This window comes from Leptotrichia sp. HSP-342 (assembly GCF_041199995.1).
In the GTDB taxonomy this organism is placed as follows: Bacteria; Fusobacteriota; Fusobacteriia; order Fusobacteriales; family Leptotrichiaceae; genus Leptotrichia; species Leptotrichia mesophila.
Window position 1 is genome coordinate 640,221 of the sequence record NZ_CP165646.1, and the last position, 17,412, is coordinate 657,632.

The following is a 17,412-nucleotide window of genomic DNA, read 5'->3' on the forward strand; positions in this document are numbered from 1 at the left end:
GAGGGCTAATGACTAAAGAAGAAAGAACTAGAGTTAAAACTTATTATGACAGGGAACAATACAGTAAATCAAATTTAAGTAAGAATATGCCAGGACTGTTTGAAGGAACTGTAGAAATATTTAATCCAATCCGAGATATTGTAAAGGCTCTATCGAATACAGCTTTAAAAGATTTGGGGATAGAAAATGACAAATTAAAAGAAATTTGGGAAGTTAATCAAATGACTACTTTTAGCAAAAAGATTGCTAAAGAAATGTATTTGAATGAAGAAGTATTTATTGAGGTTATATTAACTCCTGATGAGCAGATTAGGTATATTTTACATAATGTAGATGATGTTGAATATACGGAAGTTTTTGGTGAAATCAAGAAGTTTAAAGTTGAAGGAGAACAAGTTTATTATGACGAAAACGGAGAAGAGCAAAGTAGAGAGTATTCGAGAGAGTATACGAAACTTGATACTGGAACTGTTAAAAGAACAGAAAAAATAGACAATGAGATAGTTGAAACTCCTTTTATTTTGGATAAAATTCCTGTTTCAAAATTTAAAAACGACAGCAACATTATAGAAGCATTGAATATTATCGATAAAATCAACGAAACTGAAAGTTACATTGGGAGAATATTTGGAATACACGGAGACCCTTGGCTTCACGCAAACGGAGTAAAACAATTTGCAGATGTTAATTCCGGTAATGACAAGATTAAGAAAAATGCACAACTTTTGGAAGAGGCGAGATATAAAAAGAAAAGAATTATCAACACTCAAAATTCAAAAGAAATGGAAGCTAGTTTTAAATATATTGAATTGACAAATCCGTTAATCAGCGAAATGCAAAATGATATAGCGAGATTAGAAAAAAGATTATCAAATTTATTTCCTGAATATCTTTTGGTAGATACAGCAACTCAAAATGTAAGCGAAGAAACTTATTTATTAAAGAATAACGGACTTAAAACAAAAGTGGCGAGTTTTAGAGAAGACTTTATAAAAAGTTTATTAGAATTAGACAAAATTGCGTTGGAATTGTCAGGAAGCTCTGATGAATTAACTGAAAACGATTATACATATTTTGATACATTCTTAGAAAACGAAAAAAGTTCTAAATTAACAACTTTATCATTAGCTCTTGATGTAATAAGCAAGGCGAAAGATATTGATGAAGAATATAAACTTAAAAAATTAATAGAAAAAGTAACAGATGACACTTTGCAGGATTTGAGTGGTTTGTATGATTAAGATAGATTTTAAATGGAATCATAAAGCGGAGAAAAGGTTGTTTAATTTTTTTAGAAGAACAGCATTTTCGATGTTTAGTGGCAAAAAAACGGATATTAATTATTCAAATTTAATGAAAATATTTGTTAATTACAGCATTTCTTATGAGAAAAAATTTAAGAAAGCGAAAGATATAGATGTTAAAAAACATACGAAAATAGCTGTAAAACAGATAAAAGAAATAAAAGACTGGCAAAATAATTTAAATAATTATATTGAAGAAAACAAGGAAAAAACTGATTTAAAAGATAAATTGAGGAATAACGCTAAATTTAGAGCAAGAAACATGCTCGGAAATTACTATAAAGACTTTTTGAAAGAAATAATTGCAAGTGAAAGTGAATATTTTGAGTGGAATACAATGGGAGATGAACGTGTTAGACCGACACACGAGGAAAGAGACGGAGTTATCTATAATTGGGATAATGCCGAAATAGTTCCGGGGGAAGAAGCAGGATGCCGATGTTGGGCTACCGTTTATTTTCCTGAAACAAAAGAAGAAATTGAAGATATAAACCAAAATTCTTGAGAGTTGAAAGATTACAAATCATTCATGAGTTGTTTGATATCAAATCTCAAAAATTTATAGAGTATCAATGCTGTAAATCATTTATGAGTTACAGCAAATAATCTAAAAAACAAGGAGAAATGAAATGTTAAAAAAACTAGAAAAAAGATTCAATTTAAATTATGAAGAACCAGGAGACGGAAAAGGCAATGGAGATGGAGCTGGTTCAGGTGGTAATGAGCCAACGTTTGATGATTTGAAAGCTGAAATTGAGAATTTTAAAAAAGCACAAGCTGAAAAAGACAAGGAAATCAATTCCTTGAAATCGCAGCTTGGACACAGCAATAAACAGCTTGAGGAATTTCAAAAGCACGGCAAAACTGCTGAAGAATTGGCAAATTTAGAGAAAGAAAAAATTGAAAAAGAGCTTGCTGAAACTAAAAAACAATTAAATCTAACAACTTTAAGAACTAGAAAAAACGAGTTGATAACAGAGTTAAAGATTAGTCCACAATTCGCTGATTTAGTCCAAATTACACCAGATATGACAATTGAAAGTCTTGAGTTGGCAGTTAAGAATGTAGCAGCTAAAGAAAAAGAGTTCACAACAGATTTCTTGAAAAAGAACTCTATAACAAACGGAGGATTCAATCCAAAGGATAAAAAGAAAGATGAAAAAGATTTTGTTGACAGAATGATTGAAAAAAATAAAAACAACGAAACAGATCTTACAAAATTTTAGGAGGTTAAAATGTTAAAAAGAACAGTAATGCATAAAGAAAATTTAAATGTGCAAGTTAAAATATTGAAATCGGATTTTGCTAATTACATTTATAAAGATAAAAATACCAATAAAGAGTATTTGTTGGCTGGAACACTTGTTAAAGCAAAAAATGGGGAAGATTTAAGAGAAAAAGGAGCATTTGTAATTCCAACAGGAACAGGAACACAGGCGGAAGCTGTATTGTTACATGATGTTGAGTTTAAATATTATAACGACAATGAGCAAGCAACGGTTTCGCTTGAAGGAGTTGCATATTTAGATAAATTAATCGCAGTAGGAAAAGAACATCCTACGCCAATTACAGTTACAAAAGCGGAGTTACCAGCAGGGGTAACTTACATTTATAAGGATAGAAAATAGGAGGTTAAGAGATGTCAATGAATTTAACAGATTTATTAAACGCAAAAAGTTTAAATAAGTATTATGCAGGAGTAAAAGGAACTACGTTAGTAGAAGCAATGTTTCCAGCTGTATTTTCAAACACTTTTGATATAAATACATTTGGAAGTTTAGACGGTGGAGCAGTTGAAGTATTACAAAGCAGCCAACTAGATGCGGATGTAATGTTTAGAGACTGGGATTTAAAAACAACAACAAAAGGGGATAAGCAGTTTTTTAGAGAAGGTATGAAGCTTGACGAGAAACGTAGAAAAGAATTGTTAGAAATTTTGAATACAAATAATCAATCAATTATCGATAACTATTCAATACAAATCTTTGAAAAATTTGCAGGAGCAAAAGGTTTTTTAGGAAGTGCAAGAGCAATCGCAGCTTACACAGTTTCACAATTTTTATCAACAGCCAAAGTAACGTTTGTTGATGAAAACGGTGGAGGACAGACAATTAATTATAGACTTGCTAATAAATACAAAGAAACGTTGGCAGGAACTAATATTTGGAGTGCCGCAACAGCAAAACCACTTGAAGATTTAGAAAGATGGAAAGAAATAGTTGAAAAAGGTGGAGGAAACGTAGAAATAGCTTTAATGTCAAAAGCTACGTATAATGCACTAAAAAAACACGATACTGTAAAAGCATTATTTAAGAATACTATTGTTACGGTTACTCCAGCACTTATTAAATCTACTATTGAGGATGTAATTGGGATGACAATACTGATTTGGGACGAAAAAATAAAAGTTGGAAAAACAACTAAAAATGTATTTCCAGATAACATTGTAACATTAATTCCAAATGGACAATTAGGAGTTATGGAATACGGACCAACTCCAACAAAAACCGATGAACTGCTTGGGTTGTTAGGAGATAGAGAAGTTGTGGATATAGCAGGAACGTTTGCAACTGTGGAAGTTGTACCTGAATCGAAATCAGCAGGGGTTGTAAATAATGTGAATGTTGTAATCGAAGATTTAGTTGCTCCAAATCCATCAATAATGAATAGTATGTTCATAGCAACAGTTGGGTAGGTGAATTGAATGGCAAAAGAGAATAAAAAGGAAGAGGTAAAAGCTATTGTCGAAGCAGTAGCTTTAACGCCTTTGAGATACAACGATGTTAGATATGAAATTGGTGATAAGCTGGAATTAACTGAGGCAGAATTCGAAGTTTTGTCAGAAAACAAACTTGTTAGCGAAAGAGTTGATGAGTAATGACGGATGAAACTTTGGAAGAGCTGAAAAAATATATTCCTGAAACTTCAGATTTTGATGCAGGAGTTGTTGAGCAGTTTTATAAAGTTGCTGAAGAAAAACATAGCAGCGAAAAAGAAAAATTGCTTAAAATATATCTTTTTGGATATTTAATCACTTCATTAGATGATTTTGAATTTACAAAAGTTCAAGCATCTAACATCGTAATCGAAGAAACAGGTGGAAATAATCAATATTTAACAATATACAAACAGTTGTTGAAAATTCTTGGAATCGACGAAAACGAAACAACTGTATCAATAGTTTAAGGAGGGGATTATGTTTAATTTTAAAAACAAGGAAAAAGGAGAAATTCTGCTTGTCAAATTAAATCATATATTGCTTAAAGAAGGCGATAATGAACTTGATTTGACACCTCGCAGAATGAATATTGCGGAAGAGGAAATTAAGGAAAGAAAACTTAATATTGAAATTATAGAGCTGGGTGATAAGAATGCCGTGCAAACTGAAAATAAAGGAGAAGCCAAAAAACAAGAATCTGGAAAAGCTGCTGGCGATGAACAGACAAAAAATTGAAGTTGGAACAGTAACCAATTATAGTGTTAAAGGTGGGTTTAATGCCTTTGGATTATCCAATGTTCTTGATACAGGATCTAGCCGTGGAGTCCCAGGATGGAATTATAACCAAAAGGCTTTTGAGCAGTTTAAGCCAATGGCGGTTAGATACTTTAAAGAAGGAGTTGCAAAGATTATAAATGGAAGCTTCAGCGTTGAAGCGATGACTAATAAAATCGGAACAGAGGCAAGCACAAAGTATAAAGCAATGATTGAAAGAATTAAAAGTCCAGCAAACAGTCCTGCAACAATTAAGAAAAAAGGATTTAATAATCCGATGATTGAAACAGGACATTTTAAAAGCAATATCGCCGCCAAGATTAATGGTGGAAGAATTGTTGGGAGAGGTGGTGGATAGTGGACAGGAAAGTTAGGGCGGCTATTAGAAAAGTTTTAAAAGTTATAAGGAAGTTTTCTGATGATGTAACTATATATTCAGAAAATTCTGAGATCGAATTTGACGAAATAGGCAATCCTATTCAAAACAAAATAGAAAAGACAGTAAAAATGGCTATACTGACACCTAAACATAATTCATCATTTCCACAAAGTATGGACGGGAGTTTTTTATCGAATAAAAAAGAGGGATATTATATTTTGGATGATAATCAGGATTTTAAGGTATCAGAAGGTATAAAAATAAAGCATAAAGATGTGATTTACAGGGTTGTGAATATCGAGGAAAATTATGGGGAATTTTTGAGAATGGAGCTGAATATAGATGACAAGCGAGATTAGAAAAGAAGTTGTGAATGATATTAAAGAGTTTTGTAAAAAGTTTGGCATAAATCAAGTTATCAATGAAGAAAAACGTGATGAAATTTCGGCTGAACAGTATGAAAAACTTAAATTCCCACTTGTTTTCTATAATCTGTATATCGAAGATGCAGGTAATCCTATTCCTTTTGGAAACGATAAATATTGTTATGATGAGGAAATACAGGCACTTTTGACTTTGGAATCACGAGAGAAGCATAATGATTTTGATATGCTTTATATGTTTTTGGCAAATACAAACGCAACAAACGATTACTTTGACGAGAGGAAACATCAAAGGAAGATACGGAAAGTATACAAGATACAGGAAACGCCTTTTAATTTTATGGGCAGAAAATATTACAAACAAGTTCTGCAATTTAGCTATTTTGCAGAGCATTATATAAATAAAGATTTTAGGGAGGAATAATGGCAATAGAAAGAAATGATTTGAATACATTGAATAATGTACAAATAAAATCAGAAAATAACAGAGCATTTTATGCTGATGTCAGAAGCCTAATGTTTTTTACAAAAGACTTCGCAATATCGCCAACTTATATTACAGAGCCAAAGGATTTATTGGAGCTGAATGTGAGTGGATTAGATGAGAATCATATTTTTTATAAGTTAATAGCAAGTGCCTATTCACAATCATACACTCCATTAAATGTTGTAGTGTACGGAAACAATACAGCAACTACGTTTACGGAACTTATGAAAACTTATGTAGATCATGAGGACGCTTTCGAGGTTACCAACTGGATTACTAATATGGATATAGTCGCAGAGAAAAATTACATAGACAGTATTATAGCTTATGCAAAAACTGACAAGGATAAGCAGTTCTTTATAGCTGTAAATTATGAAAAATTAGGAAATTCATCTAAGGCTACAGCACTACAGACGGATAATAATATTGATAATGTAGCGTTCGTTATTGAAGGCGCTAAGAACTTAGCAAAAGGAAACTGGCTTACTGGAGCATTGGTTGGTGGAACGATAGGATATAAAGATTTGGGAAGTTATATTGTGCATTCTACGCAAATTAATGGATTTGTGCAGGAGAACTTCACAAAAACTGAACAAAAGGCATTTTGGGACGCTGGATTGAATTATCTATCTAAACCAACGCAAGGATATTTTCACATTGTAAACGGACTTAATTCAGATAATAAGACGCTTATTGAATTGAAATTGATTGAGATTTGGTTAAGAGATGGATTGAAAAAGGATTTAACAATCTTCCAAGTGAGAAAAGATAAAATACCTTTGAATGATACTGGAAGACTGATGATAGAATCAATCATTAGAGAACGTTGTAGACAAGGTGCTAACGCTGGAATGTTTATGGTGGATAACGCTGGAAGCTATTTCGGAATCATAACTCAAAAAGATAAGAATGGCAACGAGATAAACATTAAGCTGGGGCATTTAACAGTAGATGAAATAACGCAGGAGTCAATCAGGGAAGGGAAATTCAAATTTGATTTAAAAGTTACTTACCTGAACGGCGTTAGACACGTTTCACTTACTGGAGCAATTACAACAGACGGAGAAATTATTTTTAATAAATAAGGAGGTAAAGATATATGGCAACAAAACAATATAATGTGGATAATGTCAAAATCATACTGACTGCCGCAGGAATTCCTTATGCGATTACTTGCAGACATGAAGATGGTTTTGAAGATGATCCGAATACAGAAAGTTCAAGCTCTACGATTGCGAGCTGCGGACAGAAAGTAGTAAATGTATCGGTAGATGAAAGTGTATCTATTACGTTGAGCTTGCTTTATGGAAGCGAGGAACACAGAACAATGGAAAGATTGCACAAACTTTGGAAAGCAAATAAAGGATTATTTCCGATGTTTATGGTAATTACTGATACAAATACAAATGAAACTTACATTTATAACGGCGTTTCGTTTAAGAAAAAGGCTGGGTTAAAGTATGCAAATGAAAGTGGTACTGAAGCTAGGGCTTGGGAGTTTGAAGCAGAGAGCAGAGAACTTGTAATGTAGAAAAATTATTTAACAAAGGAAATAAAATCATAAGGACAATTACAATTAAATATAATAACTGTGGTTTGTGATATTTTGATATTAGTCAAAAAAACTCTAAATTTCTGTTGCACTTTTGCTACTTTTAAGATATAATTTAGTTGTCAAATGATAACTAGAGGAGGTAGCGATATGGAAAAAATAATAAATGTTGCTCAATATATTTTTAATGAATATAAAAGAGTGACAGGAGAAATTATTGATGAAATGAAATTACAGAAGTTGCTGTATTTTTCGCAAAGGGAAACAATTGCTATTTTAAATGAACCTCTTTTTAATGAGACATTTGAAGGCTGGAAGTATGGACCCGTGTCAAGAGAGGTACGAACTTCTTACACAACAGATGGAATAAACTATGAAACAGAAGACATAAAAAGTGAAAGTAAATACATAATAAACAATGTAATTCAAGAATACGGAGCATTAGCATCGTGGAAGTTAAGCGCATTAACACATAAAGAGACTTCTTGGATTAATTCCCGAAAGGGGCTTAAAAAAGAAGAAAACGGAAGGATTAAAATCCAAACTGAAGATATAAGAGAAGACGCAAAGAAAGTAAGACCTTATGACTATATGTGGGATATGTACTACGATGAATTTGATGACTACGAAGCGGTGGTTTGATGGTAGGAAAAATAGTCAGATGTTTAACTCAATACTACGATACAAGATTACATAGAAATTCAATCAAATCAAGACCTGCTTTAGTATTAAGAAGTCCTGAAAATGATGATTATGTAGTTCTTCCTATTTCAACTATTCCAAACAGAATAAATGTAAATCCAGTATATGATATAGAAATAGATCCATCAAAATTTCCCAAAATAAACTTGACTAGATTATCGTATATTAGGACACATAGAATGGTTTCAATACCAATGCAACAGATAGATACTAGCGTTATAATAGGAGATTTAAAATCAGATTACGAAGAACTATTTTTAGAAATAGCGGAAAAAGTAGAGCAGTTTCATAATGAAGTTATGGAAGGGTTGTTAGAATAGCAATTAAAAATATTCAAAATCACAGTTATTAATTTAGCTGTGATTTTTTTATGTAAAAAAACAGGACAATGGCAATTGAATAATGACTGTGAAACTAAAATATTTGTTTTTTAAGTTTGGGATAGTGGTATAATTAAAATCATTCTTTAATTTCCCTTAGAAATAGTGTATAATATAGTAAATTATTTTTAAGGAGGAATGATATTAAATGTTTTTAATATTTTGGATAGCCTGTATATATTTCTATGTTAGGGTAATTAGGTTCAGTTTGAAAGAAATTCCTAAAATTAAAGAATACAGAAAAACTATGAGCAAGAAAGAGGCAAAAAAGAAAATTAAAAGCGAAAGAACTAAAAAGGATAAACTGGATTCCGTATTAGCGGTTGTATTTTTGTTTCTGGCGGTAGCTAGTTCGCCAAATTCAGGGAATAAAACTGAAACAGCAGAGAAAAAAGAAGTTAAGAAAGTTGAAGCCAAAAAGGAAGAGGTTAAGAAAGAAGAGCCAAAGGCTGAAGCAAAAGCAACTGAAGTTGATAAATCTATAGCAACAAAAGAACAGAAAAGACTTGTAACGTTTTTAGAAAATGCTGATAATCAATATTTTGATGATTTTAAAGAAATTTTAGGTGCTTTTGATAAACAAGATTCTGAGAAAGCTAAAAGGCTGTTGAGCAAGGACAAAACAAAACTAAAGGATGTTTACAATAATGTGTTGGATTATGAGTGCAAGCCTACAGAAAATCGAATTTTCGATAAAGAGTGTGGAGAAATAACACAATTAGCTTCTGAAGAATATACTTTGAAAAATAACATTATTAATGAAATAGAAAATTTTTTCAACGACCCTAATCAAACTACATTAGACAATGTGAGAAATCAGTTTTTAGCCATGATTGAAAAGAAAGAGGAGCTTAAAGATAGATATATAATATTTAAGAATAAAAATTTTTAAAAAAGTTCTTGACTTTCCGTAACGTATGTTGTATAATAATTACGTTACGGAATAGGAGGATAAAATGAGCAAAAGAATTTTAAAAGTATCATATGGAAAAAGTGGTGCAGGATATGTAAATACAAAATTATCAATTCCTAAAACAATTTTAGATGATATGGGAGTTAGCCAAGAAGAAAGAGAGGTGGAACTAGAATATAACCAAGATAAAAAAGAAATTATCATAAGAAAAGCAAAATAAAAAATCCCCTCTCTCGTAACGAAACGAAAAAGAGGATATATACGTATAACGTATCTAACCAATACTATTATACTATATATTCTCTTAAAAAACAATATTTTAGGAGGAAATTTAATGGAAAACATTATGGATTTAGTAAAAGTTGAAAGAAATGAAAATTATGGATTGGTTGTAAGTAGTAGAGTTGTTGCAAAAGCATTAAACAGAAGACATTCAGATATTTTGGAAAGTATTGAAAAGTTGGTTGAAAGTAAGGAATATCAAGAAAACGGAAATATCCGCTCTCTAATTTTCCCTAATGAATACAGGGTTTCTAACCAAAAGAGAAAATATAAAGAATATCTTTTAACAAAAGATGGATTTATCCTTTACATGTTCAATATACAAGGACACAATAAATTCAAACTGGCTTACATAAACGAATTTAACAGAATGGAAAGATTGTTAAATCAACAAAGATTGTTACCGATGCCGAAAAGTGACAAAGTTTCAATACCACTTGATAAAGCAGTTCATTGGGCTAAGATAAAAGAGATTGCAAATAAGGCTAATGAAGTAAGAAGTGATACTTATAGAAAGATATGTAAACTTTCTCAGGACTTGGCAATGATAACAAATCAGATTGACGAGCTTTCTGGAATGACGTTTGAAGTAGAAAATTTACTAGACCAAATTGAAAATTAAATAGAAACATTAAATCACAGTCATTAATTTGATTGTGATTTTTTTTGTTACAAAAAATAAAATTAAAATATATAAGGAGAAATAAAATGAATTTAGAAAGAAAATATAATGAAGAAGAAGAAAAAGCAATTAATATGTCAAGAGAAATGGCTGGATTGCCACCTATTACACAAGATAATGAAAATATAACAGTTGAAAATAAAGAAGTTAAGAATGAAGCAGCAACGATTGAAGCTATTGCAACAGAGGAAACGGCTGAAGAAATCAAAAAAAGAAGAAATGAAGCCGAAAGAAGAAGAATAAAACAGCAGGGTGGATTAAGACCTAAACAGATATTTAAATACACTTTGATTGATTGGGACGGCAAAGCGAAAGATGTAATTTGTGAATATCCGTCAACAAGACAGGCGATTAGATATTCTAAAATGGAACTTGACCCTGGAACAGGTAAAGGAATATTTTCGTTCGCTGACACAGTTACTGATTTCTATAATGATGGATTATTGCCAAAATTTGAAATTGAAGATTTTCCAGCAAGTGAAATTGCAGAATTAGCTACTTTCCTGTCGGAAGTGGTAAGAAATCCCTTCCTTAAATAGAAATCCTGCTTTTTTCTATGAAGGGAAGATGTACATAAATAAAGATGAAATGCTAAAGGAAATAACAGAAGTTGAAAATTTGGCATTTCAGCTTGAATTAAATGACAATTTTAAAAGTTTTAATTCATTTGAATTTTTAGAAAGATATAACAAGAACGATATTCCTGAAAAAGAATTTGAGACATTTTTAAAGATGTGTTTCTATGATACAGAAATACAGAAAATAAAAGAGCAGGAACAGAAGAAAATGAAGAAAGGAAGATGAAATGGCTAGCGGAGTAGGAGTTACTTATGAGTTGGAATTTGTAATAAAAGACAAAAATGCAAAGCAATGGATACAGTCTATGCAAAAGGAAGCTGAAAGGCTAGCCAAAGCATTAGATAAAGTTACTTTAAATAATTTTAATAAGCAAATTCAGCATATGCAGAAGCATTTGCAGTCCCAAGGAGATAAATTAAAATCGCAGCTTAAAACAGCACAGGATATGATGAAGTTGCTTGGAACAGGTAAAAATGTAAAAAGCGGACTGGATAATGTCAAGAGAGAGACACAGGAAGCCAAAAAGAAAATGGATGAACTGAACAAGGCAAAGGAAGCAGTCGGAAAATCAGTTAAAAATCCTCTTGGAAATGTTGCAAAAGGTGCTGATAGCGCAATGAAAAGAGTTAAGGGGCTTTTAAATAAAGTTCGTGACGGAGCATTGTACAAAGCAGGAAGTTTTATTACACAAGCTGGAATGGAAGCGTTACAGGAGTACGGACAGACTGATTACGAGTTGCGTGGGGCTTCTGCTAAGACTGGAGGTTTTGGAACTGACTTGAAAGATTACAGGAAACTTACAAAACAAGTTGGTGGAGCAACTAAGTTTAATAATTTAGATGTTGCACAAGCTATAAATGCAGGAGCAACTTTAGGGATAAAAAAAGATGAGATGAAAGAGATTATTCCATCGGCTGCAAATTTAGCACAAGCATTCAATTCGGACATCACGCCAGCACTTGAAATGGTAAAAATGCACATGAATTCTTATCAGTTGTCCGCAAAAGAAGCGCAAAAAGTAACTGATATGATAGCCGTTACATCTAAAAATACTGCGGCAGATTTGCCAAGACTTGCTGAAGGTTTTAAATACGTTGGAGCTTCTGGAAAAGCGTTAGGAGTTCCTATGGAAACAGTTTATGCGATGCTTGGTAAAATGAATGACAACGGATTGATAGGTTCTACTGCGGGTACAGGATTAAATCAAATGTTTGAAAGTATGAAGGATTTTAAAAAACGAGATAAATTAGAACAATTGATTGGTAAGGTTACAGATGAAAAAGGAAACTTGCAGGATATGACTTCTATTTTGGAGCGGTTAAAAGGTGTAACTGACAAAATGGGAAATGCTGATAAGGCTGGAGTGTTGAAAACTATATTTGGAGTGCAAGGTGGTAGAGCAGTAAATACATTGTTAAATGGAAGTATCGAAGACTTAAAAAAACTTCAAAACGAAATAAAAAATAGTAGTGGAGCAGCTGAAAAATTAAGCAAGTTCATGATGCAGGGAAGTGCTGGAGCAGTTGAAACGTTAATGGGAACAATGTCAAGCACGTTTGCGGCGGTATTTGATTCATTAGAGCCTTTATTAGTTCCAGTTGCAGGACTATTTGTGGGAATTGCTGAAGCAATAGGAATGGTTGCTGAAAAAGCCCCTTGGCTGTTGCAATTAGTTTCTGTTTTAGGAGCGTTGGTTGTAGGAGAATTAGTTTTTCAAAAATTAAAGGCAAGTATTGGACCTTTTATAACTGGAATAAAAGAGGCGATTGCAAGTGCGAATTCATTTAAAATGGTTTTATATGGACTTCTTGCTATTGGGCTAGTAGTTATATTTAACCTGTTTAAGCAATGGCAGGATTATTTGCAGGAAAATGCTGATGTAAGCAAAGTCTGGGAATCGGCGTTGCAAAGTCTTGGCACTGCATTAGGAGCAATCGGCGATTTAATAATGGCTGTTATTGGAGCAATATTTGGTTTCAGCACAAAATCAAGCGATGCAAAGGACAAAACTAAAATATGGGGGATGACTGCTGATGAAGTGAAGCAGAAATTGGAATCATTTAAGAAAAATGTAGAAAAATTTACTGAAAAAATACAAGAGATGTCTAAATGGGTAGAGAAAAATAAAGGAACTGTGGAAACTTTGGGGAAAGCATTTTTGATTTTAGCAGGTGCTATGATAATACTTAAAGGATTGATTGCTTTACAGGCTGCATTAAATGGTGTTGCTATGATGAATCCGTATACATGGATGGCTTTATTGATAGTAGGTGCTTTATTGATAATTTGGGCGGGACTTACTTGGCTTTATAATCACGTAACTTGGTTTAGAGATGGAGTGAACGCAATTTGGGATTTTATAAAACAGCATTGGGTAACAATATTAAGTTATTTAGGAGCTTTCTTGTTAGGTGGACCAATCGGAATGGCATTATTGTGGTTATACAACAATGTAGGCTGGTTTAGAGATGGAGTGAATCTTATATGGGATCAAATAAAACAACATTGGCAAGTAGCAATAGGATTGATTGCAGGACTTTTACTGGGTGGACCAATCGGAGCCGCAATAGGTGCGTTTATTGGTTGGCTTGTTGAATGTTATCAAAAAAATGAGACATTCAGAAATATAGTTAATGGAGTTTGGAATACCGTAAAAACTGTGGTCGGAAACGCGATTAGTGATATGATTGGAAAAATAAGCGGATTGATAGCTGCAGCAAGAGAAGCTGGAGCAGCAATGAAAGCTCTCTTGAACGGAGATATTGGTGGAGCATTGGATCATGCAGGAAAAGTTGTTAGTAGTTATAAAAATGCTGTAGATACTCAAAGAATGAAACATAATATGGGTGGAGGTATTCCTAAATACGGTACTATGGCAACAGGAACAGATTATTTTCCTGGTTGGCGTTATAACAATATGACTACTACAGATGAACACGGAGACGAAGCTATTTGGTTGCCAAACGGTTCTATGATTGCCAGAAATACTACAACTCGTGATATGTTAGGAAACTTAAAATCTATTAAGAAAAATACACGTGGCGGCACAAAAGAAACAGGAACAGTTGTTACAAATAATAATCACTTTGTATTCAATGTTACTGGAACTGACGAAACATTGCAGGAATTGAAACGTGAACTTGAAAAATTAGGGATAGTGTAAAAGGGGGATAGAATGCAAGTATTAGATTTTTTAAAGACAAAGTTTGCTGAATTTGAAGTTCAGAAAGATAAACTTGAAAAACTGTATTTAAAGTATTTTGGTATTAAGCCTAATGGATTTTTAGGCACTATACCCCTTTTAGTGTTGTCAACTGATTACAGCCAAGATAATGAGATAACAGGGTACAAATCTTATTTAAAAGATAATTTCAATGAAAATATGTTCGTAAATCCTTATACATTAAAAATCGAAGTAATTTTGCATGGTAAAGAATGGAAAGATGAGCTTGAAAAACTTGTTAAAGAATCAAGGAAAAGAAATTACACGATGTTTATGTACACTAAATTAAATAAAGTTTATGCTCCTCTTGCAATCACAAGTGTCAGCTATGCCGAAAATTACGAAAGCCACACAAGCATTAAGGTTTCAATAAATCTGAAAGAAATAAATTTGCTTAAATTTACTACAGCTGACGGAAAAACAACAACGGAAGCATACGTTCCTGAAGCAAGTACACAGAACAAGGAAGTTACAGAAATCAATTTAAATGAATCAATGCAAAATGAATTTGAAATTGATCCTAGAGCAGGAGATGTTATAGAATGAAAAAATTATATAGTTTTGATATTACGTATAAAGAAAACGGCAAGAGCAGTTATAAAATATTACTTGATGATGGAGAAAAAACGCTCGTAGCAACGTTGGATTTTTATAACATCAGGGGGCTTTGGTATTTGGATATAAAGAGCGATAACGAGGATTTGCATATTGGACAGAGAATTAATGCTTATGAAGATTTGTTTCTAATATGTAGGAGAAGATATAAGGAATTTCCAAATGTTAAGATGATAGCCTTGCCAATCAATCTAAATGGCTTTGATGTTGAGTTTACAACGGAAACGGCTGGAGTGTTGCAGGATATTATGGTGGTGGTTTAATGGCTGAAAATACACAAAATAGCAATAATTATTATATTCTGTGGGACAGATATGCAAAAGTAACGTTTAAAGTGAAAAACGGAAGCGAAACAGAAGAAATTGAGTTTGAAAGGTTTCAAGTTGAAAATGGTGTTGATTCGTCGCCTGACTTTGAGATAGAAACAGAGTTTGATATTACCGAAAGCACGAATATCGCTAAAGTAGTTATCTATAACTTGACAGATGAAATGATTAAGAAACTGAAAAAAGGCGTGGAAGTAGTTATTGAAGCAGGATACTGGAACGATGGAAAAAACAAGGATATTGGAGTTATTTATAAAGGTATTATTGAAAGTCTGAAAGGGAGCTGGAACAATGCTGACAAGAAATTTGAGATAACTTGCAACACTTACAACGACGAATACAAGGACACAAAAATTAATTTAAAGACTGGAAAAGGAACTAAGGCAAGTACGATTATAAAACTTATTTTGTCTAAACTGGATAAATTAAAAGCTGGGACAATAGAGCTTGGGAAAGATATTGATTATAAGGACGGCAAAACTCTACATAACAACGTAAAACATATTTTCAAGGAACTGGCAAAAGATACAAAAAGCGTTTTCTTTATAACAAATGGAGTTGTAACATTTCAGCCAAGAGACAAGATAAACAGAGGTGTTTTAGAGTTCGATTCAAACAGATTTCAAGATATCAAGGAAAATGACGGAACTTATACTTTGAAAGCGATATTTGACCACAGATTTCAGGAAGGATTTAAAATTAACCTTGATTTGAAAAAGACTTTTGAACAGCTTGAAATTAAAGGGGAGTATCTTATTACAAAAGGCAAGCATGTAATGAATTTTAAAACAGACGCTTATACAGAACTGGAAATAAGAACTAAATTTGATGATGAGGAAACTAAAAAGGCTAATGAAATCGAGATTGTTACAGGTAAGAAAGGTAAAAATGAAAAATCTTCTAAAAAGAAAAAAATAAAGAAAAAAGTAAAAAAGATGGAAAGGATAAAGAAAATAAAGAGAAAAAAGCCGAAAAGACAGCAAAAAAGAAACGAAGAAAGGCAGTAAAAAAACCACTACAAAAAGTGGTGGAAAGAAAAAAGAATCAGATTGGGATAGAATTGTAAATAAATACGGAGTAGGAGGCAACAAATGAGAAAAAAGACAGTAGGGGATCATATTGAAAATATGATAAATGGAAGTTTTGATAATTTAAATACTCTTGCAATAGCCAAAATTGTAGAAGTAGACAATTCAAATATGATTTGCAGTATACAAATGCTTGATATTCCTGAACTTTTTGGCACTCGTGATGAAGTAGAAGTAATTGAAAATGTGCCGATTGCTCCAATATTTTGGGGCAGCAAATGTAAAATAAATGCTCCGTTATCTGTAAATGACAAGGCTTTGGTAGCCTTTTGTCAGCACGATACGTTCAATGCACGAAATGCTTCCGAACCTTGTGAGCCGAACTCTAGTGCTAAATTCGATATAAACAATGCTATTGTGGTTGGACAAATAACAAGTGATGCAGAAAAGAATATATCTAACGACTTCTACATTGCTTACGGCGGAACACTTGTAACGATAAATGATAGTGGAGTTAGTATAAAAGGCGGCTCTATAAATATAAGCGGAGCAGTAAGTATTGAGGGAGATTTGAAAGTGAGCGGAGACGCTACAATTGGCGGCAAGTCATTCTTAACTCATACTAACGGCGGAATGCCGTTGGATTAAGATATAAATAAGGACAATTACAATTAAATATAATAACTGTGATTAACAAAAAATCTTGAAAAATTATATGAAATTTTATATAATTGCTACTGGAGGGAGAAAAACACTATGAACTTAAAAGAAAAATGGGAAATAGCTTTAATGATAATCGCTACTATAGAATATATAGTAAGATTTGTAAAATGGATTATTAAGAAAGTTAGGAGGTCAAAAGAGCGTTAGGCTCTGCTCCCTCCCCCACCCATTTTATCTTTTGGAGGAGCGTTTTATGAATGATTTTATAAGAATAGCTTTTACAGTATTTTGTATAATAAAAACAACGGAGTATATTTATAAAGTTTGTAGATGGGTAAAAAAAAAGAGAAGTAAAAAATAATTTACTTCCCTTCACACTATGAACTTATCATAAGTATATCATAATTTCATAAAAAGTCAA

General features: G+C 32.4%; 25 protein-coding genes. All 25 read left to right on the top strand.

All coding sequences use genetic code 11. The features are described 5' to 3' along the window. Nucleotides 1-8: 8 nt before the first annotated feature. The 25 genes from AB8B23_RS03215 to AB8B23_RS03335 all read left to right on the top strand — a co-directional run bounded on the left by AB8B23_RS03215 (nucleotide 9) and on the right by AB8B23_RS03335 (nucleotide 16,976). Nucleotides 9-1,241 (top strand): hypothetical protein, encoded by a 1,233-nt coding sequence (locus AB8B23_RS03215; RefSeq protein ID WP_369713382.1) that lies wholly within the window; start codon nucleotides 9-11, stop codon nucleotides 1,239-1,241. Next, nucleotides 1,234-1,809: a minor capsid protein gene (locus tag AB8B23_RS03220; protein ID WP_369713384.1), complete on the top strand. Its 576-nt coding sequence runs from the start codon at nucleotides 1,234-1,236 to the stop codon at nucleotides 1,807-1,809. The genes AB8B23_RS03215 and AB8B23_RS03220 overlap by 8 nt, the downstream gene beginning before the upstream one ends. 124 nt (nucleotides 1,810-1,933) lie before the next feature. Then, nucleotides 1,934-2,530 (top strand): hypothetical protein, encoded by a 597-nt coding sequence (locus AB8B23_RS03225; RefSeq protein WP_369713386.1) that lies wholly within the window; start codon nucleotides 1,934-1,936, stop codon nucleotides 2,528-2,530. A 9-nt stretch (nucleotides 2,531-2,539) separates the two neighbouring features. Beyond that, entirely contained in the window at nucleotides 2,540-2,932 is a 393-nt protein-coding gene (locus AB8B23_RS03230; RefSeq protein WP_369713388.1) for a hypothetical protein, read from the top strand. A gap of 11 nt (nucleotides 2,933-2,943) precedes the next feature. After that, entirely contained in the window at nucleotides 2,944-3,999 is a 1,056-nt protein-coding gene (locus AB8B23_RS03235) for a major capsid protein (protein ID WP_369713390.1), read from the top strand. Between the two features lie 9 nt (nucleotides 4,000-4,008). Further along, entirely contained in the window at nucleotides 4,009-4,182 is a 174-nt protein-coding gene (locus AB8B23_RS03240) for a hypothetical protein (protein WP_369713391.1), read from the top strand. Beyond that, entirely contained in the window at nucleotides 4,182-4,490 is a 309-nt protein-coding gene (locus AB8B23_RS03245) for a hypothetical protein (protein WP_369713392.1), read from the top strand. The genes AB8B23_RS03240 and AB8B23_RS03245 overlap by 1 nt, the downstream gene beginning before the upstream one ends. Before the next feature lie 10 nt (nucleotides 4,491-4,500). Beyond that, nucleotides 4,501-4,758: a hypothetical protein gene (locus AB8B23_RS03250; RefSeq protein WP_369713393.1), complete on the top strand. Its 258-nt coding sequence runs from the start codon at nucleotides 4,501-4,503 to the stop codon at nucleotides 4,756-4,758. Beyond that, on the top strand, nucleotides 4,739-5,155 hold the full coding sequence (locus AB8B23_RS03255; RefSeq protein WP_369713395.1) for a hypothetical protein: 417 nt from the start codon (nucleotides 4,739-4,741) through the stop codon (nucleotides 5,153-5,155). Before AB8B23_RS03250 ends, AB8B23_RS03255 begins: the two co-directional genes overlap by 20 nt. Next, nucleotides 5,155-5,535, top strand: a complete 381-nt coding sequence (locus tag AB8B23_RS03260) for a hypothetical protein (protein ID WP_369713396.1) — start codon at nucleotides 5,155-5,157, stop codon at nucleotides 5,533-5,535. The genes AB8B23_RS03255 and AB8B23_RS03260 overlap by 1 nt, the downstream gene beginning before the upstream one ends. Beyond that, complete coding sequence (locus tag AB8B23_RS03265) at nucleotides 5,519-5,983, top strand: hypothetical protein (protein WP_369713397.1); 465 nt, start codon at nucleotides 5,519-5,521, stop codon at nucleotides 5,981-5,983. The genes AB8B23_RS03260 and AB8B23_RS03265 overlap by 17 nt, the downstream gene beginning before the upstream one ends. Beyond that, nucleotides 5,983-7,131, top strand: coding sequence for a hypothetical protein (locus tag AB8B23_RS03270; RefSeq protein ID WP_369713398.1), 1,149 nt, complete (start codon nucleotides 5,983-5,985; stop codon nucleotides 7,129-7,131). Before AB8B23_RS03265 ends, AB8B23_RS03270 begins: the two co-directional genes overlap by 1 nt. A 14-nt stretch (nucleotides 7,132-7,145) precedes the next feature. Next, on the top strand, nucleotides 7,146-7,577 hold the full coding sequence (locus tag AB8B23_RS03275; RefSeq protein WP_369713399.1) for a phage protein: 432 nt from the start codon (nucleotides 7,146-7,148) through the stop codon (nucleotides 7,575-7,577). A gap of 171 nt (nucleotides 7,578-7,748) precedes the next feature. Beyond that, nucleotides 7,749-8,240 (top strand): Panacea domain-containing protein, encoded by a 492-nt coding sequence (locus AB8B23_RS03280; RefSeq protein ID WP_369713400.1) that lies wholly within the window; start codon nucleotides 7,749-7,751, stop codon nucleotides 8,238-8,240. Beyond that, nucleotides 8,240-8,620, top strand: coding sequence for a type II toxin-antitoxin system PemK/MazF family toxin (locus AB8B23_RS03285; protein WP_094079842.1), 381 nt, complete (start codon nucleotides 8,240-8,242; stop codon nucleotides 8,618-8,620). Before AB8B23_RS03280 ends, AB8B23_RS03285 begins: the two co-directional genes overlap by 1 nt. A 208-nt stretch (nucleotides 8,621-8,828) precedes the next feature. After that, on the top strand, nucleotides 8,829-9,572 hold the full coding sequence (locus AB8B23_RS03290) for a hypothetical protein (protein ID WP_369713401.1): 744 nt from the start codon (nucleotides 8,829-8,831) through the stop codon (nucleotides 9,570-9,572). Between the two features lie 64 nt (nucleotides 9,573-9,636). Beyond that, nucleotides 9,637-9,813, top strand: a complete 177-nt coding sequence (locus AB8B23_RS03295) for an AbrB/MazE/SpoVT family DNA-binding domain-containing protein (protein WP_369713402.1) — start codon at nucleotides 9,637-9,639, stop codon at nucleotides 9,811-9,813. A 114-nt stretch (nucleotides 9,814-9,927) separates the two neighbouring features. Then, a complete protein-coding gene (locus AB8B23_RS03300) occupies nucleotides 9,928-10,497 on the top strand; it encodes a Rha family transcriptional regulator (protein ID WP_369713403.1) in 570 nt (189 codons plus the stop codon). Nucleotides 10,498-10,583: 86 nt separating this feature from the next. Further along, entirely contained in the window at nucleotides 10,584-11,096 is a 513-nt protein-coding gene (locus AB8B23_RS03305; RefSeq protein WP_369713405.1) for a hypothetical protein, read from the top strand. A 28-nt stretch (nucleotides 11,097-11,124) separates the two neighbouring features. Further along, nucleotides 11,125-11,361: a hypothetical protein gene (locus tag AB8B23_RS03310; protein ID WP_369713406.1), complete on the top strand. Its 237-nt coding sequence runs from the start codon at nucleotides 11,125-11,127 to the stop codon at nucleotides 11,359-11,361. A 1-nt stretch (nucleotide 11,362) separates the two neighbouring features. Then, nucleotides 11,363-14,299, top strand: coding sequence for a phage tail tape measure protein (locus AB8B23_RS03315; RefSeq protein ID WP_369713407.1), 2,937 nt, complete (start codon nucleotides 11,363-11,365; stop codon nucleotides 14,297-14,299). Between the two features lie 12 nt (nucleotides 14,300-14,311). Continuing rightward, nucleotides 14,312-14,905, top strand: a complete 594-nt coding sequence (locus AB8B23_RS03320) for a phage baseplate protein (protein ID WP_369713408.1) — start codon at nucleotides 14,312-14,314, stop codon at nucleotides 14,903-14,905. After that, complete coding sequence (locus AB8B23_RS03325) at nucleotides 14,902-15,237, top strand: hypothetical protein (RefSeq protein ID WP_369713410.1); 336 nt, start codon at nucleotides 14,902-14,904, stop codon at nucleotides 15,235-15,237. Before AB8B23_RS03320 ends, AB8B23_RS03325 begins: the two co-directional genes overlap by 4 nt. Then, nucleotides 15,237-16,307: a hypothetical protein gene (locus AB8B23_RS03330; RefSeq protein ID WP_369713412.1), complete on the top strand. Its 1,071-nt coding sequence runs from the start codon at nucleotides 15,237-15,239 to the stop codon at nucleotides 16,305-16,307. The genes AB8B23_RS03325 and AB8B23_RS03330 overlap by 1 nt, the downstream gene beginning before the upstream one ends. Nucleotides 16,308-16,391: 84 nt before the next feature. Next, nucleotides 16,392-16,976, top strand: coding sequence for a hypothetical protein (locus AB8B23_RS03335; RefSeq protein WP_369713413.1), 585 nt, complete (start codon nucleotides 16,392-16,394; stop codon nucleotides 16,974-16,976). Nucleotides 16,977-17,412: the final 436 nt, after the last annotated feature.